Here is a 17023-nt window from a genome sequence, read left to right on the forward strand (position 1 = left end):
GGCCCGGGGCGGTCACCAGCCCCGGTCCTGGAGCCAGTCGGCGGCCAGCCTGCCCCACTGCTCGGCGGCACCCTGTCCCTCCGCGAGGCCGAGGCCGTGCTCACCCTCCTCGAAGACGTGGAGGACGTGCGGCACGGCGTGCGCCGCGAGCGCCTGGCCGAGCAGGTAGGCGTGCTCCACGGGGACGGACTCGTCCGCGGCGGTATGCCAGAGGAAGAAGGGCGGCGCGTCCCCGGTGACCAGCCGGTCCAGTGAGGTCGCGGCGCGGAGCGTCCCCCCGGCGTCGGGCCCGATCAGTTCGTCCTGCGATCCCCGGTGCGTCGCGAGTTCCATGGACACCACCGGGTAGCCCAGCACGGCAGCGTCCACGCGTTCATCGTCGCGCGCGCCCGGAGCGAGCGCCGCATGGCCGGCGAGATGGCCGCCGGCCGAGAATCCGAGCAGCGCCACGCGGTCGGCGCCGGCAGCGCGGACCCGGCGGATCTCCGCACGGACGGCGTCGAGCGGTCCGGGGTGGCGGGTCCGGACGGGATAGGCGAAGACCCCGGCGGACAGGCCGAAGGAGCGCAGCCGCTCGGCGACGACCTCACCCTCGTTGTCGGACAGCATGGTGTAGCCGCCGCCGGGCAGGACGATGACGTGGGAAGACTTCATGCCCTTACCGTACTGTGGCCGCAGCCGACGGGCGGACCCGTCACCTGACCGGTTGATGCACAAAGCCCCCGGCCGTGGGGCCAGGGGCTCGACGCGCATCCGAGGGAGCTGTCAGCCCTCACACTCGGCGCAGTACTTGTCGCCGTTCTTCTCGCGCGCAAGCTGGCTGCGGTGGTGCACCAGGAAACAGGACATGCAGGTGAACTCGTCCTCCTGCTGGGGGATGACCTGGATCAGGAGTTCCTCGTGCGAGAGGTCGGCCCCCGGGAGGTCGATGCCTTCCGCGGTCTCGCCGTCCTCGACATCGATCAGCGCGGTCTGCGTGGTTGCGCTGCGCTGTGCCTGAATTGCCTCCAACGACTCGTTGGCCGGCTGGTCTTCCGGACGAACGCGCGGCTCGTCGTAGTCGGTTGCCATTACGGTTGATCTCCTTCTATGGGCGGGAATGACGCCCAGATGCCACTCTCAACCTCGGCAGAGGCGGAAGTATTCCATATACGGGCTGCAATATACCGGTTACGGATGGGACTTTTCTCCACGCTCCGCTCCCACGTCGATCTGAACTTCATTGTGACGGAAGACCCCGGGCGTGATAGGCGGATTGAAGCGCGCGTACCGCGGTTCACCCTGCGGCGCGAAGGCCGCCTTCTCCACGGCTGCCAGCAGTTCCCCGAGGTGTCGTTCGAAGGATGCACGGCCGCCGCGGCCGGAGAAGGATACGACGGCGGTGGTTGCCGCGGGCTTCTCCACCACCCGGACCCGGGGGTCATCGGGCACCGGCGCGGTGGCGAGGGAGACATCGGCGGGCAGCACGAAGGCCACGGTGTGGCCGGTCGATGCCCTCTGCTGGGTCACCGGGGCCGTCATCGCCAGCTGCTCCGACACCCCCTCCCCGGGTGGGCCGGACGCCTGCTGCGTCACGGGCGCCGTCATCGCGAGCTTCCGCCGCGAGGTGTTCGCACCGAAGATGTACGACGCGAGCGTCCGGAAGGCCGCGCTGCCGGCGTCGTCGAACGCGGCCTCGACGTCCACCTCGGCCACGACGTGCGCCGGGTAGGCCCGCAGTTCGAACCCCGGGTAGGCGTCGATCAGGGTGTAGGGCTGCTGTTCGGTCATGCCGGGGATGGTACGCCCCGATCCTGACCGCGGGCCGTCGTAGGGTGGGACGCAGCCCCCTTCCCGACCCCTCCAGGAGCTTCCATGGCATTGGCACTCGACCTCAGCGGCAGGACGGCGCTCGTCACCGGTTCCACGCAGGGCATCGGACGGGCGATCGCGACGAGCCTGGCGATCGCCGGCGCCCGGGTGGGGGTCAACGGCCGCAGCAACCGCAGCGTCGCGCGCGCCATGGAAGCCATCCGCCGGGACGTGCCGGACGCCGACCTCGTGGCCGTCGCCGCGGACGTCACCACGGACGACGGCGTCGCGAAGGCGCTGGGCGTCCTCCCCGCCGTGGACGTCCTCATCAACAACCTCGGGATCTTCGGTGCTCAGCCCGCCCTCGAGATCGACGACGCAGAATGGCGCCGCTACTTCGAGGTCAACGTGCTCACCGCCATCCGCCTGACCCGCTCCTACCTGCCCGGCATGATCAGCGCGGGCTGGGGCCGCATCCAGTACATCGCCAGCGATTCCGCCGTCGTCATCCCCACCGAGATGATCCACTACGGGGTCTCCAAGACCGCGCTGCTGGGCGTCTCGCGCGGGTTCGCGAAGGAGGCCCGCGGCACCGGGGTGACCGTGAACTCGATCATCGCGGGGCCCACGCACACCGGCGGTGTCGAGGACTTCGTGTACCAGCTCGTCGACAAGGACCTCGAGTGGGAGGACGCGCAGCGGCAGTTCATGAGGGACCACCGCCCGCAGTCGCTGCTGGAACGACTGATCGAGCCCGAGGAGATCGCGAACATGGTGACCTATCTCGCCTCGCCGCTCGCCTCGGCCACGACGGGCGCCGCGGTACGCGTGGACGGCGGGTACGTGGACGCCATCCTCCCGTGAGCCGCACCCGAGCCCTCACCCCGAACGGCGCTCTCCAGGCGGGCCCGATGGCCGCGATCCTCGCCAACCACGCCATCCCCGGCTGCGAGGTCACCGGCACGGGCGGGCTCTCGCACACGCGCCTGCTGGCGACGCCGGGCGGCCCCCGTCGCGTCACGGTCACCCTCCGGCCCGACGACGTCGAACTCACCGCGGACACCGACGACGACGCCGAGTTCGCGCACCTGAAGCACGCCACGCGCCGCTGGCTGGACCTCGACGCGGATACCACCGCCGTCGAGCGCGCGTTCGACGGCGACCCGCTCCTCGGCCCGCTGGTCCGTCGGCTCCCCGGCCTGCGCGCGGTCGGCTACCCGGAGGCGTTCGAGGCCGCGGTCATGACCGTCCTCGGCCAGCAGGTCTCCGTCGCGGCGGGGTGCACCTTCGGCGGCAGGCTCGCGGCGGCGTACGGTGAGCGGTCGACGTCGGGCCTGACCCTGTTCCCCACGCCGCAGTCGCTCGCCGACGCGCCGCACGAGGAGCTGCGTGCCGCGGTGGGTGTGACCCGCACACGGGCCGCGACCGTCCAGAACGTGGCCCGCGCCGTCGTCGACGGCCTGTCCCTCGATCCCGACGCCGATCATGCGCTGCAGCGCAGCCGGCTGCTGGCGATCCCCGGGATCGGCCCCTGGTCCGCCGACTACCTCGCGGTGCGGGTGCTGCGCGATCCCGACGCGTTCACACCGGGCGATCTCGTGGCACGCCGCGCGATGGGCAACCCGAGCATCCGGGACGCCGACCGGCTGTCGGAGGCCTGGCGCCCCTACCGGGCCTATGCCCTGTTCCATCTCTGGACGGCGGCGACCTACCGCGGAGCCTAGGCGTACTGCGCCGGGGCCCTCCGGTCGCTGCGCAGCGCGATCTCCAGTTCGAAGCGCACCTTCGGGTCCTTGAGGTCGTCGCCGAACAGTTCGCGCAGCTGCTGGACGCGGTAGCCGACCGTCTGCCCGTGGATGCCGAGCTCCTCGGCGATCGGCGCACGCTGACCCCAGTGCCGCAGCCAGGCCAGCAGGGTCTCCTCGAGCTTGATGCGCTGGATGTCCGGCAGGCCGGCGAGCGGGGCGAGCCTCCGGCGGGCGAGTTCCCCGACGGCCGAGGGCTCGGCCGCGAGGACCACCTCGGTCATGTGCTCGTCCGCCCAGACCGGCCGCTCCTCGGAGCCCTCGCGCGGTGGGAGCATGGAGGCCGCCAGGACCGCCAGGCGCAGCGACTGCGCCACCTGGTCGAGGCCACCCGCGGGCCCGATCGCCGCGCTCCGCCCGGTGAGCACGCGGTCGAGCTCGGCACGCTGCCGGGCCCCCCGTTCGGGGACCAGGGCGACGGCGTCGGTCTCGCGTTCGACGACGATCGCCCCCGGCCCGAGCCGCTGCCGGATCCCCCGCGCACGGTCCAGCGGCAGCGTCACCACGGCGACCTGCGCGGGAACAGCCCAGTCCGCGAGGGACGCCGCCTGCCGGAGCGCGGTCTCGTCCGCCTGCCCGAGCAGCAGAAGCTCCAGCAGTTCGGCGCGGCGGCGGTCCACGGCCCCCGCCCGCTCCGACTGCTCGAAGGCGTAGGCCTCGGCACTCACGGCGGAGAGCTCGTCGATGTAGGCCATGATCGATTCCCCGAGGTCGACGACGACGGCGGGGCCGAGGCCCTCCTCCATGGAGCGGCGCGACATCTCCCGGAACGTGACGCGCGCGCCCATGCGATAGGCACCCAGTAACGCATCCATGCTGCGCCCCTGCCGGAACTCGCCCCGACCCAGGCCCGCCACCAACTGGCGGCTCTGATCGGACAGCGCCGGCAGAGCGGTGCCCGGCAGCTCGAGGAAACGCTCGAGCGAGGCAGCCACGCCCCGGCGCAGGCCGCGACCGAATTTACCCTCGATGGGCCGCGCGTAGGCGGGGACCAGCTGCGGGACCGCCTGGATGATGGCCTCCACGAGGTCCGGCGTCAGGGGCCTCAACCGGTCGCTGACCTCCGGCGGGAGACTGAGCCACGGCGGTTCCGGCGGAGCGATCTCCAGCACATCAGAACTCAAGGGGACGACTCCGATCTGTTTCGTCAAGACAATTCTTCTACCTCAACTCTATGTCAGGAGTGCAGAACTTTAGCGGCGGAGGCTATATTGTTGGTTCAATGATCCGGTTCAAGAAGTTGGCGCGCGCAACGGCCGCGCTGACCACCCCACTGACGGCGGAAGACTTCCTGGCGCTCTTCAACCCGGTGTACTCCTCGCGCCAGCTTCGTGGTGTCGTGACCCGTGTGGTGCATGAGACCGAGGATTCCGCCACGATCTACTTCCGCCCCGGGCACGGCTGGCATGCGCACCAGGCCGGCCAGTGGGCGCGTATCGGCGTCGAACTCGACGGGGTCCGCCAGTGGCGCTCCTATTCCCTGAGCAACGCCGCGGGACACGATCCCGCCATCACCGTCACGGACGCCGGATCCGTGTCCCACGTCCTGGTCCGCGATACGAAGCCGGGGGACGTCCTGTTCCTCGCACCGCCCCAGGGCGACTTCATCCTTCCCGAGCACCCGCGCTCCCTGCTCATGCTCACGGCGGGCAGCGGCATCACGCCGGTCATGTCCATGATCCGCACGCTCATCCCGCGCCGACCGGACGCCAGCGTGGTGCTCATCAATTCCAACAGCACCCCGGAGAAGAGCCTGTTCCGCGAGGAGCTGGACGAACTGGCGGACCAGTTCCCCAACCTCACGGTCCGCCACTGGTTCACCAGCGCCCGCGGCCGCCTGCAGTTCACCGCCCAGACCATCGCCGACCTCTGCCCGGACTGGCGCTCACGTGCCGCGTACGCCTGCGGACCCGAGGGGTTCCTCGACGACGCCGAGGTCCTCTGGGAGCAGGAGGCGGCGCTCGAGCAGTCGCGTACCGTCCCGAATGTCACCGCCGGAGCGGAGGCACAGTCCGCACGGACCGGCACGCTGACGATCGAGCGGTTCAGCACCGACCTCACCGCGGGCGCCGGACATGACGGCGGCCTCGTCACCTTCGAGCAGTCCGACCGCGAGGTGCAGGCCGACGGCGACACGACGCTGCTCGACATCGGCGAGGACGCCGGCGTGCTCATGCCGAGCGGCTGCCGGATGGGCATCTGCCACAGCTGCCTCATCCCGCTCCGCGCCGGCCAGGTGCGCGATCTCCGCACCGGCGAGCTGCACAACACTCCCGGCCAGCTCATCCAGACCTGCGTCTCGGCAGCCGCCGGGCCCGTGAACCTCGACCTGTAACCCCCGACGGAGGAGTCCCCCATGACCACCACTGCGACCCGCCCAGGCGCCCTTGCGGCATCCGGCCACCCCCTGGTCCGCCCCGATGCCGCCAAGCACCTGACCGACGCGCAGGTCGAGGAACTCGGCCGCGAGCTCGACGCCGTCCGCGACGAGATCCTCGCCAAGCGCGGCGCCACCGATGCCGCGTACATCCGCCGCGTCATCAAGATCCAGCGGTCCCTCGAGTTCGCCGGCCGCGGCACCCTTCTGTTCAGCAAGTACAAGCCCGCCTGGTTCGCCGGCACGGCCATGCTGAGCCTGGCCAAGATCATGGAGAACATGGAGATCGGGCACAACGTGCTGCACGGCCAGTGGGACTGGATGCGCGACCCCGACATCCACTCCACCACCTGGGAGTGGGACTTCGTCACCCCGGCCCGCTCCTGGCAGCACACCCACAACGACCTGCACCACCGCTGGACCAACGTCATCGGCAAGGACAGGGACATCGGATACAACCTGCTCCGCATGGACCCCGACCAGCCCTGGAAGCCGTTCAACCTGGGCAACCCGCTGTACAACGCCATCCTGGCCCCCGTCTTCGAATGGGGCATCGCCTTGTACGACCTCGAGATCCCGGAGTACAAGGAGGGCCTGAAGTCCAAGGAGGACATGAACCGCGACCTCAAGGCCGTAGGCGTCAAGGTCGTCAAGCAGTTCTCCAAGGACTACGCGGCCACCCCTGCCGTCGCCATGCTGACCGGCTCCGGCAAACAGGCCCTCTACGGGACGCTCGCCGCCAACGCCATCCGTAACTTCTGGGCGCACGCTGTGATCTTCTGCGGCCACTTCCCCGACGGCACGGACACGTTCACGGAGGAAGAGGTGGACGGCGAGACCCGCGGCGACTGGTACGTCCGCCAGATGATCGGCTCGGCGAACATCTCCGGCTCGAAGCTCATGCACTTCCTGACGGGCAACCTCTCCCACCAGATCGAGCACCACTGCTTCCCCGACCTGCCGTCCAACCGGTACGCCGAGGTGGCCGTGAAGGTCCGGGAGATCTGCACCCGGTACAAGCTCCCCTACACCACGGGCCCGCTGCCCAAGCAGGTCGGCTCCACCTGGGCGAAGATCTTCAAGCTCGCCCTGCCGCCGCGCAAGGCCGCGACGGCATAGCGCTCCGGGACGCCCCCTCCTCCACCAGGAGGACAGGAATGACCGCCGAAAGCACGTCTCGGCGGTCATTCCTGTCTCTTCGAGCGTCCGCCGGGCGGGGACTCAGACCTGCGCGTCCTCCGCGAGGAGGGCGTCCACCTGGCCGAGGGCGAGTTTCAGCCCCTCCTCCATGCCCATCGCCACCATCTGGTCGAGCTGCTCGAGGGATTCGAACGCCGTGACCATCGTCATGCGGGTACGGCCCCCGAGGTCCTCGAGGGTGACGGTCGCGTGCGTCTCGCCCATCTCGGCGACGGGATCGCCGTTCTCGTCCGCGAAGCCGTCGTCGAACGTCAGGCGGTGCGGCGCGTCGAGGCCGGTGATGCGCCACCAGCCCCGCGACCTCTCGCCGTCCGGCCCCGTCATGAAGTAGGCGGCGCGGCCGCCGGGCGTGAAATCGTAGGCCTCGAAGGTGGCGGGCCAGGTCGGCGGCCCCCACCACCGTTCGAGCTGCCGCGGATCGGCCCAGATCCGCCACACGCGCTCGATACCGGCGTAGAATTCCGTGACGAGCCTGAAGCTGAGCGCCTCGGCGTCCTTCTCAGTACTGATGACCGTCATGATCATGCCTTCCTAGTCGTCATCCCCGGCGTCCTCCCCGAGGAGGTCCGTGATCCGGTCGACGCGCTGCCGCCAGATCCTCTCGTAGTCGTCGAGCAGGCGCCGCGCCTTCTGCACGCCGTCGACCTCTCCGCGCACGATCTGCTCCCGTCCGCGCTTCTCCTTGGAGACGAGTGAGGCCCTCTCGAGCACCGCCACGTGTTTCTGGACCGCCGCGAAGCTCATGTCGTACTGCTCGGCCAGTCCGGATACCGAATACTCGGCGACCAGGACGCGTGCCACGATATCCCTGCGTGTCGCGTCGGCGAGCGCCTGGAACAGGCGATCCACCTCGTCCTGCCTCGACTCTCTTACAACCATGTGGTTGTACATTAGTCCCGGGGCCGACGGCGGTCAAGGGTATGGAGAAGATCGTGAACAGTGCCCGCAGGCGGTCATCCGTGTCCTTCCGACGTCGCGGCACCTCAGTGCGACGACGTGACACCGATTATGGCGGGCCTCCCGCGACCCTGTAAGACTTGCCCCATGACCCGCGGAATATATGTGAGCGCCATGACCAACGGCTCCGGGAAGTCCCTGATCTCCCTGGGCCTGGCCGACATGCTGCACCGGCACGCCGACCGCGTGGGCTTCTTCCGGCCCATCGTCGAGGGTGACGACCCCACCGCGGATCCCATGGTCCGCCTCATGCAGCGCTCGTTCGACCTCCCCGGGAGCCGTGCCCGCGGCGGCCTGACCCGCGCCGAGGCCCGCGCCCTGCTCGTCACCGGCGACCGCGCGGAGATCGACGCCCGCTGCGTCGCCATCTACAGCGAGATCGCCGCGGAGTGCGACGTCGTCATCGTCGAGGGCACCGACCTCTCCGGGAACGATGCCGCCGTCGAGTTCGACCTCAACGCGCGCCTGGCCAACAACCTCGGCGCCATGGTCCTCGCCGTCGTCAGCGCCAAGGACATGTCCGTCGAGGAGGCCGCCGACGCCGTGGACGTCGCCCGCCGCGAACTCGATGCCGCGAAGGTGTCCCTCCTCGCGATGATGGTCAACCGCGCGGCGGACGACGCCGTCACCGCGATCAGGGAGCAGGTCCGCCCCGGCCGCTCGGGCCGGCCGGTCTATGTGATCCCGGAACTCTCCGAGATCTCCCAGCCCACCGTCTCCGAGGTGGCCGCGGACCTCGGCGCCCGCCAGATCGCCGGGAACTCGAACCTCGAGCGGGACGTCACCAGCGTCCGCGTCGCCGCGATGAACGTCGGCAACTTCCTGCACCTGCTCACGGACGGCGCCCTCGTGATCGTGCCCGGGGACCGCGCGGACGTCCTCGTGGCCACCCTGGCGTCGTCGTTCTCCCCCGACTTCCCCGTGCCGTCGGCCCTGTTCCTGACCGGCGGGCTCGCGCCCGACCCCAACATCCTGGCCCTCCTGGCACAGGCGCCGTTCCCCGTGTTCGCGCTCGACGACGACACCTACACCGTGGCACGCCACGTCAGCGAGGCACGCGGGGAGATCGCGAGCGGACTGCGCCGCAAGGCCGCAGCGGCCCTGGGCGCCTGGTCGCGGCAGGTGGACGAGAGCGAACTGCTGGAGCGCCTCGAACTCCCCCGGCCGGTCAGCATGACGCCGCTGCGCTTCCTGCACGAACTGATCCAGCGCGCCAGGGCGGAGCGCAAGCGCATCGTCCTCCCCGAGGGCGAGGACCTGCGGGTCCTGAAAGCCGCAGAGATCCTGCACCGCCGCGACGTCTGCGACCTCACGATCCTCGGCCCCGAGGCACGGGTCCGCGAACTCGCCGCCGGCCAGGGCATCGACCTCAGCGGCCTCACGCTCATCGACCCTGCGACCTCCGATCTCCGTGAGGAGTTCGCCGCCGAATACGTCCGGCTCCGCGCCCACAAGAACGTCTCGCTGAAGGAGGCCCGCGAGCGCATGCTCGAAGGGGCATATTTCGGGACGATGATGGTGCAGCTCGGAACCGTGGACGGCATGGTGTCGGGCGCGGCCCACACCACGGCGAACACCATCCGGCCGGCGCTCGAGTTCGTGAAGACCAAGGACGGCGTGAAGATCGTCTCCTCGGTGTTCCTGATGCTCCTGCAGGACCGCGTGCTCGTGTACGGCGACTGCGCGGTCAACCCGGAGCCGAACGAGGAGCAGCTCGCCGACATCGCGGTGGCCTCGGCGGAGACGGCCGAGCAGTTCGGCGTCGAGCCGCGGGTCGCGATGCTCTCCTACTCGACGGGCGGGTCCGGGCACGGCGGCGCGGTGGACGCGGTGCGGCGCGCCACCGAACTCGTCCGGAAGCAGCGCCCGGACCTCGCCGTCGAGGGGCCCATCCAGTACGACGCCGCCGTCGACGCCTCGGTCGCGGCGTCCAAGCTCCCCGAATCCTCGGTGGCAGGCCAGGCGACGGTGTTCATCTTCCCGGACCTGAACACGGGCAACAACACCTACAAGGCCGTCCAGCAGTCGGCCGGCGCCGTCGCCGTCGGACCCGTCCTGCAGGGCCTCCGCAAGCCGGTCAACGACCTCTCCCGCGGCTGCACCGTGGAGGACATCGTCAACACCGTGGCCATCACCGCGGTGCAGGCCCAGCAGCCCGCCGCCTCCTGACCGCCCTCGTCTGCCCCCTCCAGAACAGGACCCCATGATCATCCTCGTCATCAACTCCGGCTCATCCTCGCTCAAGTACCAGGTCCGGGAGGGCGACGACGTCCTCGCGGAGGGCCTCGTCGAGCGGATCGGCGAGGCCGAGGTACCCGATCATGCGGCGGCGCTGGACCGCGTGGACGGTGAGGTGTCCGCGGCCCTCGGCGACCGCGGGATCGACGCCGTCGGGCACCGCGTGGTCCACGGCGGCGAGCGCTTCAGCGAGCCGGTGCTCATCGACAACGAGATCACCCGGGCCATCGAGCGCCTCAACCCGCTGGCCCCGCTGCACAATCCCGCGGCCGTCACCGGCATCCGCGCCATCACCGACAAGTGGCCGGACATGCCGCAGGTCGCGGTGTTCGACACCGCCTTCCACCGCACGCTCCCGGAACACGCCTGGCGCTACGCGGTCCCGGACGAGCTGTACCGGAAGTTCGGCATCCGGCGGTACGGCTTCCATGGCACCTCGCACGCCTACGTGGCACGCGGCGCCGCGGAGATGCTCGGCGCGGACACGTTCACGGGCGTGATCGCGCATCTCGGCAACGGCGCGTCCGTCACGGCCGTGCGCGACGGCGAGAGCGTCGACACGTCGATGGGTTTCACGCCCCTCGAGGGCCTGGTCATGGGCACACGCTCGGGGGACATCGACCCCTCGATCCTGCTGTTCCTCCTGCGCGAGGGATACACCGAACAGGACCTCGATACCCTCCTGAACCGCAACAGCGGGCTCAAGGGCCTCGCGGGCACGAATGACATGCGCTCCGTGACGGAAGCCGCCGATGCCGGCGATCACCGGGCGAAGCGCGCGATCGAGGTGGCCTCCTACCGGCTCGCGAAGTACGTGGGCGGTTACCACGTGGCGGTCGGCGGGGCGCAGGCCCTCGTGTTCACCGCGGGCATCGGCGAGAACGCGCCCGCGTTCCGGACCGCCGTCGTCGCCAAGCTCGGCGCGCTGGGGCTGGAACTCGACGAGGAGAAGAACGGCGAGCGCAGCAGGGACGCCCGCATCATCAGCTCCGAGGCGTCGGCGTTCCCCGTCCTGGTGGTGCCGACCGACGAGGAGGCGGCGATCGCGGAGGCGACGGCCGCCGTCGTCAGCGCCTCCTAGCCTGCTGCTCCGGGAGACTGGGACCATGACGATCCTCCGCACGACGCTCCTGTTCATCCTCGCCGCGGGCGCGGAGATCGGCGGGGCATGGCTCATCTGGCAGGCGGTCCGCGAGGGCAGGCCGTGGTGGTGGGCCGGATTCGGGATCATGGCGCTCGGTGCCTACGGCTTCGTGGCGACCCTCCAGCCGGACCCGAACTTCGGACGGATCCTCGCCGCGTACGGCGGGGTCTTCGTGGCCGGATCGCTCGCGTGGGGCGTGCTCGTCGACGGTTTCCGGCCCGACCGCTGGGACCTCGCCGGCTCGGCGGTCTGCCTGGTCGGCGTCGCGCTGATCATGTTCGTGCCGCGCCCGACGGCGTGAGCCGGCCGCCCGCGCTCCGCCGGGTTCGGCATCGGGCCTACGCCGCCCCCAGCAGCCGAGCGAGGCCGGCCGCGAGCGCCCCGACCGCGACCACCACGAGGAACGGCGCCCGCAGCCAGAGCGCGACGGCGGCCGCCACCAGCGCCACGACCCGCGCGTCGACCACGAGGGACTGCCCGGACGCGAACGTGTTCGTCGCCGTCAGTGCGGCGAGCAGCCCGATGGTCAGGGACCCGGCGACGCGCAGCATCCGCGGGTTGTCGAGCAGCCGCGCGGGCACGAGGAAGCCGAGGAACTTCGTGGCGATCGAGACCGCGCACGCGAGCAGGACCCAGCCCCAGAGGCTCATGCGTCCCCCCGCCCCGAACCGGCAGTGCCGGAGGGGTAGGGCTCGACGTCGGGCTCGAGACCTTCCGTCGCCGGCCCGAGGCCCGAGAGGCCGAGGGCGGCCGCCACGACGGCGGCCAGGAGGATCGGCACTCCCGGTGGCACGAGCGGAACGGCGATGAGCGTGACGACGGCGCAGACGACGGCGATCGCCGCAGGCTCGCGCGAGCGGATGCGCGGCCACAGCAGTCCCAGGAACGCGGCGACGGCGGCGCCGTCGAGCCCCCAGCGGGCCGGATCACCCATCGCGTTGCCCGCGAGCGCACCGACGAGCGTGAACAGGTTCCACAGCACGAAGACGCCGATCCCGGCCGCCCAGAACCCGCGGCGCTGCTCGTCCGGATCGGTCTGGCCCGTCGCGGTGGCCACGGACTCGTCGATCGTGAGGTGCGCGGCCGGCAGCTTCCGCCAGCGGGACGGCCGCAGCAGCACGTTGACCTGCATGCCGTAGACGCCGTTGCGGATCCCCAGCAGGGCGGCAGCGGACATCGCCGAGAGCCCGCTCCCCCCGCCGGCGATGACGCCGATGAACGCGAACTGCGAACCCCCGCTGAACAGCAGGAGGCTGAGCGCCATGGTCTGGAGGAGATCCAGGCCGGCAGCCACGGACAGCGCGCCGAAGGACAGTCCGTACAGACCGGTCGCGATCGCCACGGACAGGGCCACGCGGACGGCCGGAGAATAAAGAAGAACCACCTGACAAGGCTAGGCGACGGCGAGGTTCGACTTCCCATTCACGCCGAAGGGGTGAATAGTGGAAAGGGAAGCCTACTTACTACCCGGAGGAGCACCACATGAAGGCAGTGACATGGCAGGGCAAGCGCAACGTCAGCGTGGAGAACGTGCCCGACCCCACGATCCAGGAACCCACGGACGCGATCGTCCGCATCACCTCGACCGCCATCTGCGGCTCGGACCTGCACCTCTACGAGGTCCTCGGCCCGTACATGCACAAGGGTGACATCCTCGGCCACGAGCCGATGGGCATCGTCGAGGAGGTGGGTGCGGGTATCACCAACCTGAAGGTCGGCGACCGCGTCGTCATCCCGTTCAACATCTCCTGCGGCTACTGCTTCATGTGCACGCGCGGCCTGCAGTCGCAGTGCGAGACCACCCAGGTGCACGCGAAGGGATCGGGCGCTTCCCTGTTCGGCTTCTCCGAGCTGTACGGCTCCGTACCCGGCGGCCAGGCGGAGTTCCTTCGCGTCCCCTTCGCCGACTACGGTGCGGTCAAGGTCGGCTCGGAGCTGCCCGACGAGCGCTACCTGTACCTCTCGGACATCCTCCCCACGGCCTGGCAGGGCGTGCAGTACGCGGATGTGCCCAAGGACGGCGTCCTCACGGTGTACGGCCTCGGACCCGTCGGACAGTTCGCCGCGCGCATCGGCAGGCACCTCGGCCACCGCGTGATCGCCGTCGAGCCGGTCCCCGAACGCCGCGAGATGGCCAGGCGCCACGGCATCGAGACCATCGACTTCACGAAGGACACCGCGGAGGAACTGCGCAGCATGACCGACGGGCGCGGCCCGGACGCCATCGTCGACGCCGTCGGCATGGAGGCGCACGGGTCCCCCGTGGGCGCCTTCGCCCAGAACGCGGTGGGCGTCCTGCCGGACAAGCTGGCGCAGAAGGTCATGGAGACCGGCGGTAGCGACCGCACGAGCGTCCTGCACTCGGCGATCGACGCCGTCCGGCGCGGCGGGACCGTGTCCCTCAGCGGCGTCTACGGCGGCACGGCCACCCCCATGCCGCTGCTGACCATGTTCGACAAGCAGATCCAGTTCCGCATGGGCCAGTGCAACGTGCGGAACTGGACGGACGAGCTCCTCCCGATCGTCGAGGATCCCTCGGATCCCCTGGGCGTCATGGACCTCATGACCCACGAGGTGTCGATCGACGAGGCGCCTGCCGCCTACAAGAACTTCCAGAAGAAGACGGACGGCACCATCAAGGTGGTCCTGAAGCCGCAGGGCGTCACGCTCTAGCAGCGCCGACCTCACACAGCACGACGGCGGGAGCCCGGCCCTGATGGCCTGGCTCCCGCCGTCGCTGTCTACTGCGCCTGGTCCTCGGCCATCGCGTCGTACGGCCCGGCCGTCCCGCGGGCCATCTGCAGCGCATCCGCGGCCCGGACCAGGGCGAGGTGCGAGAACGCCTGCGGGAAATTGCCCGCCATGCGTCGGTGGCCGGGGTCGTACTCCTCGGCCAGCAGGCCGAGTTCGTTCGCGTACCCCACGAGCTGATCCATGAGCCGCGCGGCGTCGTCCGGCCTGCCGCCGTGCGCGTACTGCTCCACGAGCCAGAACGAGCAGGCGAGGAACGGGTGCTCGCCGGGTTCGAGGCCGTCGTCCGAGTTGCCGGTGCGGTAGCGCAGCAGCAGCCCGTGACCGTCCAGGAGATCCTGTTCGATCCGCTCCACGGTGCCCAGCATCAGCGGGTCGTCGAATCCGACGAAGCCGACCTGCGGCAGCTGGAGCAGGGAGGCATCCACCTCGGTCCCCCCGTACACCTGGGTGAACGAGCCCAGCCCGGGACTGAAGCCGTGCTCCAGGATCTCCTCGCGGAGGCCGTCCCGGATCTCCGTCCAGCGCTGCTGCGGCCCCGGCAGGCCATGATCCCGCACCGCACGCACCGCGCAGTCGAAGGCCGCCCACATCATCACCCGGGAGTGGGTGAAGTGCTGCGGGTCCCCGCGCATCTCCCAGATCCCGTGGTCCCGGTCGTGGAGGTGCTTCTCCGCGAACCCCAGCAGTGCCCGCTGGAGCGGCCACGAGAAGCTGTCCTCGGTGACGCCGTGGACGCGGAGCTTCTCCAGCGCCACCATCACCTCGCCGACGACGTCGGCCTGGTACTGGTCGACGGCGCCGTTGCCCACGCGCACCGGCGTCGAGCCGGCGTAGCCCGGCAGGTGGCCGAGTTCGCGCTCGGGCAGGTGCCGTTCCCCGGCCAGCCCGTACATGATCTGCAGGTCCTCGGGATCACCGGCGACCGCCCGCAGCAGCCAGTTGCGCCACTCCAGCGCCTCCTCGGAGAAGCCGTGCGTCATCATGGCCTCGAGCGTCAGGGCCGCGTCGCGGAGCCAGCAGAAGCGGTAGTCCCAGTTGCGGGAGCCGCCGAACTGTTCGGGCAGCGACGTCGTCGGGGCGGCCACGATGCCCCCCGTGTCCTCGTGCGTGAGGGCCCGCAGGACGAGCAGGGAGCGCCGGACGGCGTCGGAGTAGTCGCCCTCGATCCTGCAGCTGGCTCCCCATGCGCGCCAGTAGCTGATGGTGCTGTCGAGCACTTCGTCGACGTCGACGGCGTCCGGCTTCTCACGGTGCGAGGGGTACCACACGAGTTCCAGGTCGACGACGTCGCCTTCGGCCACGGCGAACGTGCCCTCGTGGCGATGGTCCTTCGCCCTCAGCCGCGGCCCCCGCAGGAGCAGCGCGTCCGGTCCTGCGATGGCGAGGAGTACCGGGCCGCCGTCGTGCGTCCCCTGGGTGACCCACGGCATGATGTCGCCGTAGCCGAAGCGGATCTGCAGTTCCTGCCGCATGGTGACGGAGCCCCGGAGCCCCTGGATACGACACACCACGTTGGCGCGACGGTCCGTGACGGGCATGAAGTCGGTGACCAGCACCTCACCCTCGCCGGTCTTCCAGCGGGTCTGGAGGACGAAGGTGGAGTCGAGGTAGCTCCGCTCCACCACCTCGGCGTCCGATGCCGGCGCCACGAGCCAGCGGCCGTGCTCCGGCGTGCCCAGCATCGCGGCGAACACCGACTCGGAGTCGAACCGGGGGAAGCTGAGCCAGTCGACGCTGCCGTTCCGGGAGACGAGCGCACCGGTGTGCAGGTCTGACAGGAGTGCGTAGTCCTCGATCAGGGATTGCATCCTTCAACTCAACCACACGCTCCGTATGACCGCCCGCTCAGCCGTGCCCGCCCTCGAAGGCCGCCCGGATCCGCGCCGGATAGTCCGTCGTCAGCTCCTGCACCCCGAGTTCCGCGAGATACAGCGCGTCCTTGACCGAGTTCACGGTCCACACCCGGACCCGCACGCCGTCGCGGACCCAGCGCAGCACGCGCCCGCGATGGCTGCGGGTGTACCGCATGCCCGGCCCGACCATACCCACCGTCTGGTGGTTCACGAGCTGCTCGCCCTCCTTCAGTGCCCGTTGCATGACGGTGATCAGCGCGCCCTCGGCGATGGGACCGAAGCGCAGCGCGTCCCGCACCTCCTGTGGCTTCATGTCCGACACCAGCTGGCACAGCATGTGGGCCGGCGCCGATTCGGCGAGCTGCCGCATCGAGTCCGGGTTGAAGCTCATGAAACTCACCTCGATGATGCCGAGCATCGAGGACTCCGGGTCCCACCCCTCGTCCATGAGGAAGGCGATCAGCGCGTCCTCCAATCTCAGGCCGAAGGGGCTCGGGTGCTTCAGCTCGATCGCCAGCCGGACCGGACGCCCCGCGTGGCGCAGCAGCAGGAGCAGGTCCGCGAGCGTGAGGAACTGCTCGGACGGACTGCCGTATGCAGCCGGGATGTCCGCGTTCTTCCAGGAGGAGACGTCGAGCCCGCGCAGCTCCTCCAGCGTGTGGTCGGCTACCCGGCCGGATCCGCTGGTGGTGCGGTCCAGGGTCGTGTCATGGATGCACACGAGCTGTTCGTCCCGGGTCAGGTGGACGTCGCACTCCACGCCGTCGGCGCCGTCGGCGAGGGCCTGCAGGTAGGCGGCGCGGGTGTGCTCGGCATAGGTGCCGCTGCTACCGCGATGGGCGAAGATCACAGGAGGCACGGGGCATCCCCTCACATGGTGATTGATGACCCTCTCACGGTACGC

Annotated in this window: 18 protein-coding genes; 8 read left to right on the forward strand and 10 right to left on the reverse strand. The window is 70.2% G+C overall.

Annotated elements, in window-relative coordinates; translation table 11 throughout:
* Positions 1-12 precede the first annotated feature (12 nt).
* From IWX63_RS08295 to IWX63_RS08305, 3 genes are all read right to left on the reverse strand, one after another.
* Entirely contained in the window at positions 13-654 is a 642-nt protein-coding gene (locus IWX63_RS08295) for an alpha/beta hydrolase (RefSeq protein ID WP_199277679.1), read from the reverse strand.
* A gap of 111 nt (positions 655-765) precedes the next feature.
* Positions 766-1071, reverse strand: a complete 306-nt coding sequence (locus IWX63_RS08300) for a DUF4193 domain-containing protein (RefSeq protein WP_043442948.1) — start codon at positions 1069-1071, stop codon at positions 766-768.
* 99 nt (positions 1072-1170) lie between these two features.
* Positions 1171-1770 carry an SOUL family heme-binding protein gene (locus tag IWX63_RS08305; RefSeq protein WP_199277680.1) on the reverse strand — a complete coding sequence of 200 codons (600 nt, stop codon included), beginning with the start codon at positions 1768-1770 and terminating at the stop codon, positions 1171-1173.
* A 90-nt stretch (positions 1771-1860) separates the two neighbouring features.
* Between IWX63_RS08305 and IWX63_RS08310 the strand changes: the two genes are divergently transcribed.
* Entirely contained in the window at positions 1861-2655 is a 795-nt protein-coding gene (locus tag IWX63_RS08310; protein ID WP_199277809.1) for an SDR family NAD(P)-dependent oxidoreductase, read from the forward strand.
* Positions 2652-3515, forward strand: a complete 864-nt coding sequence (locus IWX63_RS08315; protein ID WP_334685736.1) for a DNA-3-methyladenine glycosylase family protein — start codon at positions 2652-2654, stop codon at positions 3513-3515. Before IWX63_RS08310 ends, IWX63_RS08315 begins: the two co-directional genes overlap by 4 nt.
* Here the strand turns inward: IWX63_RS08315 and IWX63_RS08320 are convergent.
* Positions 3512-4747, reverse strand: coding sequence for a PucR family transcriptional regulator (locus IWX63_RS08320; protein ID WP_334685737.1), 1236 nt, complete (start codon positions 4745-4747; stop codon positions 3512-3514). The genes IWX63_RS08315 and IWX63_RS08320 overlap by 4 nt on opposite strands.
* Before the next feature lie 71 nt (positions 4748-4818).
* On the opposite strand from IWX63_RS08320, the gene IWX63_RS08325 reads away from it, so the two are divergent.
* Both IWX63_RS08325 and IWX63_RS08330 read left to right on the forward strand, forming a co-directional pair.
* Complete coding sequence (locus IWX63_RS08325) at positions 4819-5931, forward strand: ferredoxin reductase (RefSeq protein WP_199277681.1); 1113 nt, start codon at positions 4819-4821, stop codon at positions 5929-5931.
* A 21-nt stretch (positions 5932-5952) separates the two neighbouring features.
* The gene (locus IWX63_RS08330; protein ID WP_199277682.1) at positions 5953-7092 is read left to right on the forward strand and encodes a fatty acid desaturase family protein; all 1140 of its coding nucleotides are present in this window, start codon (positions 5953-5955) and stop codon (positions 7090-7092) included.
* Between the two features lie 102 nt (positions 7093-7194).
* On the opposite strand, the gene IWX63_RS08335 is transcribed toward IWX63_RS08330, so the two are convergent.
* Together IWX63_RS08335 and IWX63_RS08340 are read right to left on the reverse strand one after the other, a co-directional pair.
* Positions 7195-7692 (reverse strand): SRPBCC family protein, encoded by a 498-nt coding sequence (locus IWX63_RS08335; RefSeq protein ID WP_199277683.1) that lies wholly within the window; start codon positions 7690-7692, stop codon positions 7195-7197.
* Between the two features lie 12 nt (positions 7693-7704).
* Positions 7705-8052 (reverse strand): ArsR/SmtB family transcription factor, encoded by a 348-nt coding sequence (locus IWX63_RS08340; protein WP_199277684.1) that lies wholly within the window; start codon positions 8050-8052, stop codon positions 7705-7707.
* A 165-nt stretch (positions 8053-8217) separates the two neighbouring features.
* Between IWX63_RS08340 and pta the strand changes: the two genes are divergently transcribed.
* The 3 genes from pta to IWX63_RS08355 are packed head-to-tail and all read left to right on the forward strand — an operon-like array spanning position 8218 to position 11813.
* Positions 8218-10299, forward strand: coding sequence for a phosphate acetyltransferase (pta, locus tag IWX63_RS08345; protein ID WP_199277685.1), 2082 nt, complete (start codon positions 8218-8220; stop codon positions 10297-10299).
* A gap of 34 nt (positions 10300-10333) precedes the next feature.
* The gene (locus IWX63_RS08350; RefSeq protein WP_199277686.1) at positions 10334-11449 is read left to right on the forward strand and encodes an acetate/propionate family kinase; all 1116 of its coding nucleotides are present in this window, start codon (positions 10334-10336) and stop codon (positions 11447-11449) included.
* A gap of 25 nt (positions 11450-11474) precedes the next feature.
* Positions 11475-11813 carry a YnfA family protein gene (locus IWX63_RS08355; protein WP_199277687.1) on the forward strand — a complete coding sequence of 113 codons (339 nt, stop codon included), beginning with the start codon at positions 11475-11477 and terminating at the stop codon, positions 11811-11813.
* Between the two features lie 37 nt (positions 11814-11850).
* Here IWX63_RS08355 and IWX63_RS08360 read toward each other — a convergent pair whose 3' ends face one another.
* Both IWX63_RS08360 and IWX63_RS08365 read right to left on the reverse strand, forming a co-directional pair.
* Positions 11851-12162 carry an AzlD domain-containing protein gene (locus IWX63_RS08360; protein ID WP_199277688.1) on the reverse strand — a complete coding sequence of 104 codons (312 nt, stop codon included), beginning with the start codon at positions 12160-12162 and terminating at the stop codon, positions 11851-11853.
* On the reverse strand, positions 12159-12896 hold the full coding sequence (locus IWX63_RS08365; RefSeq protein ID WP_199277689.1) for an AzlC family ABC transporter permease: 738 nt from the start codon (positions 12894-12896) through the stop codon (positions 12159-12161). Before IWX63_RS08365 ends, IWX63_RS08360 begins: the two co-directional genes overlap by 4 nt.
* Positions 12897-12994: 98 nt before the next feature.
* Here IWX63_RS08365 and IWX63_RS08370 point away from each other — a divergent pair, with 98 nt between their 5' ends.
* On the forward strand, positions 12995-14185 hold the full coding sequence (locus IWX63_RS08370; protein ID WP_199277690.1) for a zinc-dependent alcohol dehydrogenase: 1191 nt from the start codon (positions 12995-12997) through the stop codon (positions 14183-14185).
* Positions 14186-14253: 68 nt separating this feature from the next.
* Here IWX63_RS08370 and IWX63_RS08375 read toward each other — a convergent pair whose 3' ends face one another.
* Complete coding sequence (locus tag IWX63_RS08375) at positions 14254-16074, reverse strand: glycoside hydrolase family 15 protein (RefSeq protein WP_199277691.1); 1821 nt, start codon at positions 16072-16074, stop codon at positions 14254-14256.
* A gap of 37 nt (positions 16075-16111) precedes the next feature.
* Entirely contained in the window at positions 16112-16978 is an 867-nt protein-coding gene (locus IWX63_RS08380; RefSeq protein ID WP_334685738.1) for a glycerophosphodiester phosphodiesterase, read from the reverse strand.
* Positions 16979-17023 lie beyond the last annotated feature (45 nt).

Source organism: Arthrobacter sp. CAN_A2 (genome assembly GCF_015752045.1).
GTDB lineage: Bacteria > Actinomycetota > Actinomycetes > Actinomycetales > Micrococcaceae > Arthrobacter_D.

What these genes read in the sequence shown, in the direction of transcription:
- IWX63_RS08300 (WP_043442948.1), bottom strand. Translation starts at nt 1,071, where the DNA reads ATGGCAACCGACTACGACGAGCCGCGCGTTCGTCCGGAAGACCAGCCG.
- IWX63_RS08350 (WP_199277686.1), top strand. Translation starts at nt 10,334, where the DNA reads ATGATCATCCTCGTCATCAACTCCGGCTCATCCTCGCTCAAGTACCAG.
- IWX63_RS08305 (WP_199277680.1), bottom strand. Translation starts at nt 1,770, where the DNA reads ATGACCGAACAGCAGCCCTACACCCTGATCGACGCCTACCCGGGGTTC.
- IWX63_RS08360 (WP_199277688.1), bottom strand. Translation starts at nt 12,162, where the DNA reads ATGAGCCTCTGGGGCTGGGTCCTGCTCGCGTGCGCGGTCTCGATCGCC.
- IWX63_RS08335 (WP_199277683.1), bottom strand. Translation starts at nt 7,692, where the DNA reads ATGACGGTCATCAGTACTGAGAAGGACGCCGAGGCGCTCAGCTTCAGG.
- IWX63_RS08370 (WP_199277690.1), top strand. Translation starts at nt 12,995, where the DNA reads ATGAAGGCAGTGACATGGCAGGGCAAGCGCAACGTCAGCGTGGAGAAC.
- IWX63_RS08355 (WP_199277687.1), top strand. Translation starts at nt 11,475, where the DNA reads ATGACGATCCTCCGCACGACGCTCCTGTTCATCCTCGCCGCGGGCGCG.
- IWX63_RS08325 (WP_199277681.1), top strand. Translation starts at nt 4,819, where the DNA reads ATGATCCGGTTCAAGAAGTTGGCGCGCGCAACGGCCGCGCTGACCACC.
- IWX63_RS08340 (WP_199277684.1), bottom strand. Translation starts at nt 8,052, where the DNA reads ATGGTTGTAAGAGAGTCGAGGCAGGACGAGGTGGATCGCCTGTTCCAG.
- IWX63_RS08330 (WP_199277682.1), top strand. Translation starts at nt 5,953, where the DNA reads ATGACCACCACTGCGACCCGCCCAGGCGCCCTTGCGGCATCCGGCCAC.
- IWX63_RS08295 (WP_199277679.1), bottom strand. Translation starts at nt 654, where the DNA reads ATGAAGTCTTCCCACGTCATCGTCCTGCCCGGCGGCGGCTACACCATG.
- IWX63_RS08375 (WP_199277691.1), bottom strand. Translation starts at nt 16,074, where the DNA reads ATGCAATCCCTGATCGAGGACTACGCACTCCTGTCAGACCTGCACACC.
- pta (WP_199277685.1), top strand. Translation starts at nt 8,218, where the DNA reads ATGACCCGCGGAATATATGTGAGCGCCATGACCAACGGCTCCGGGAAG.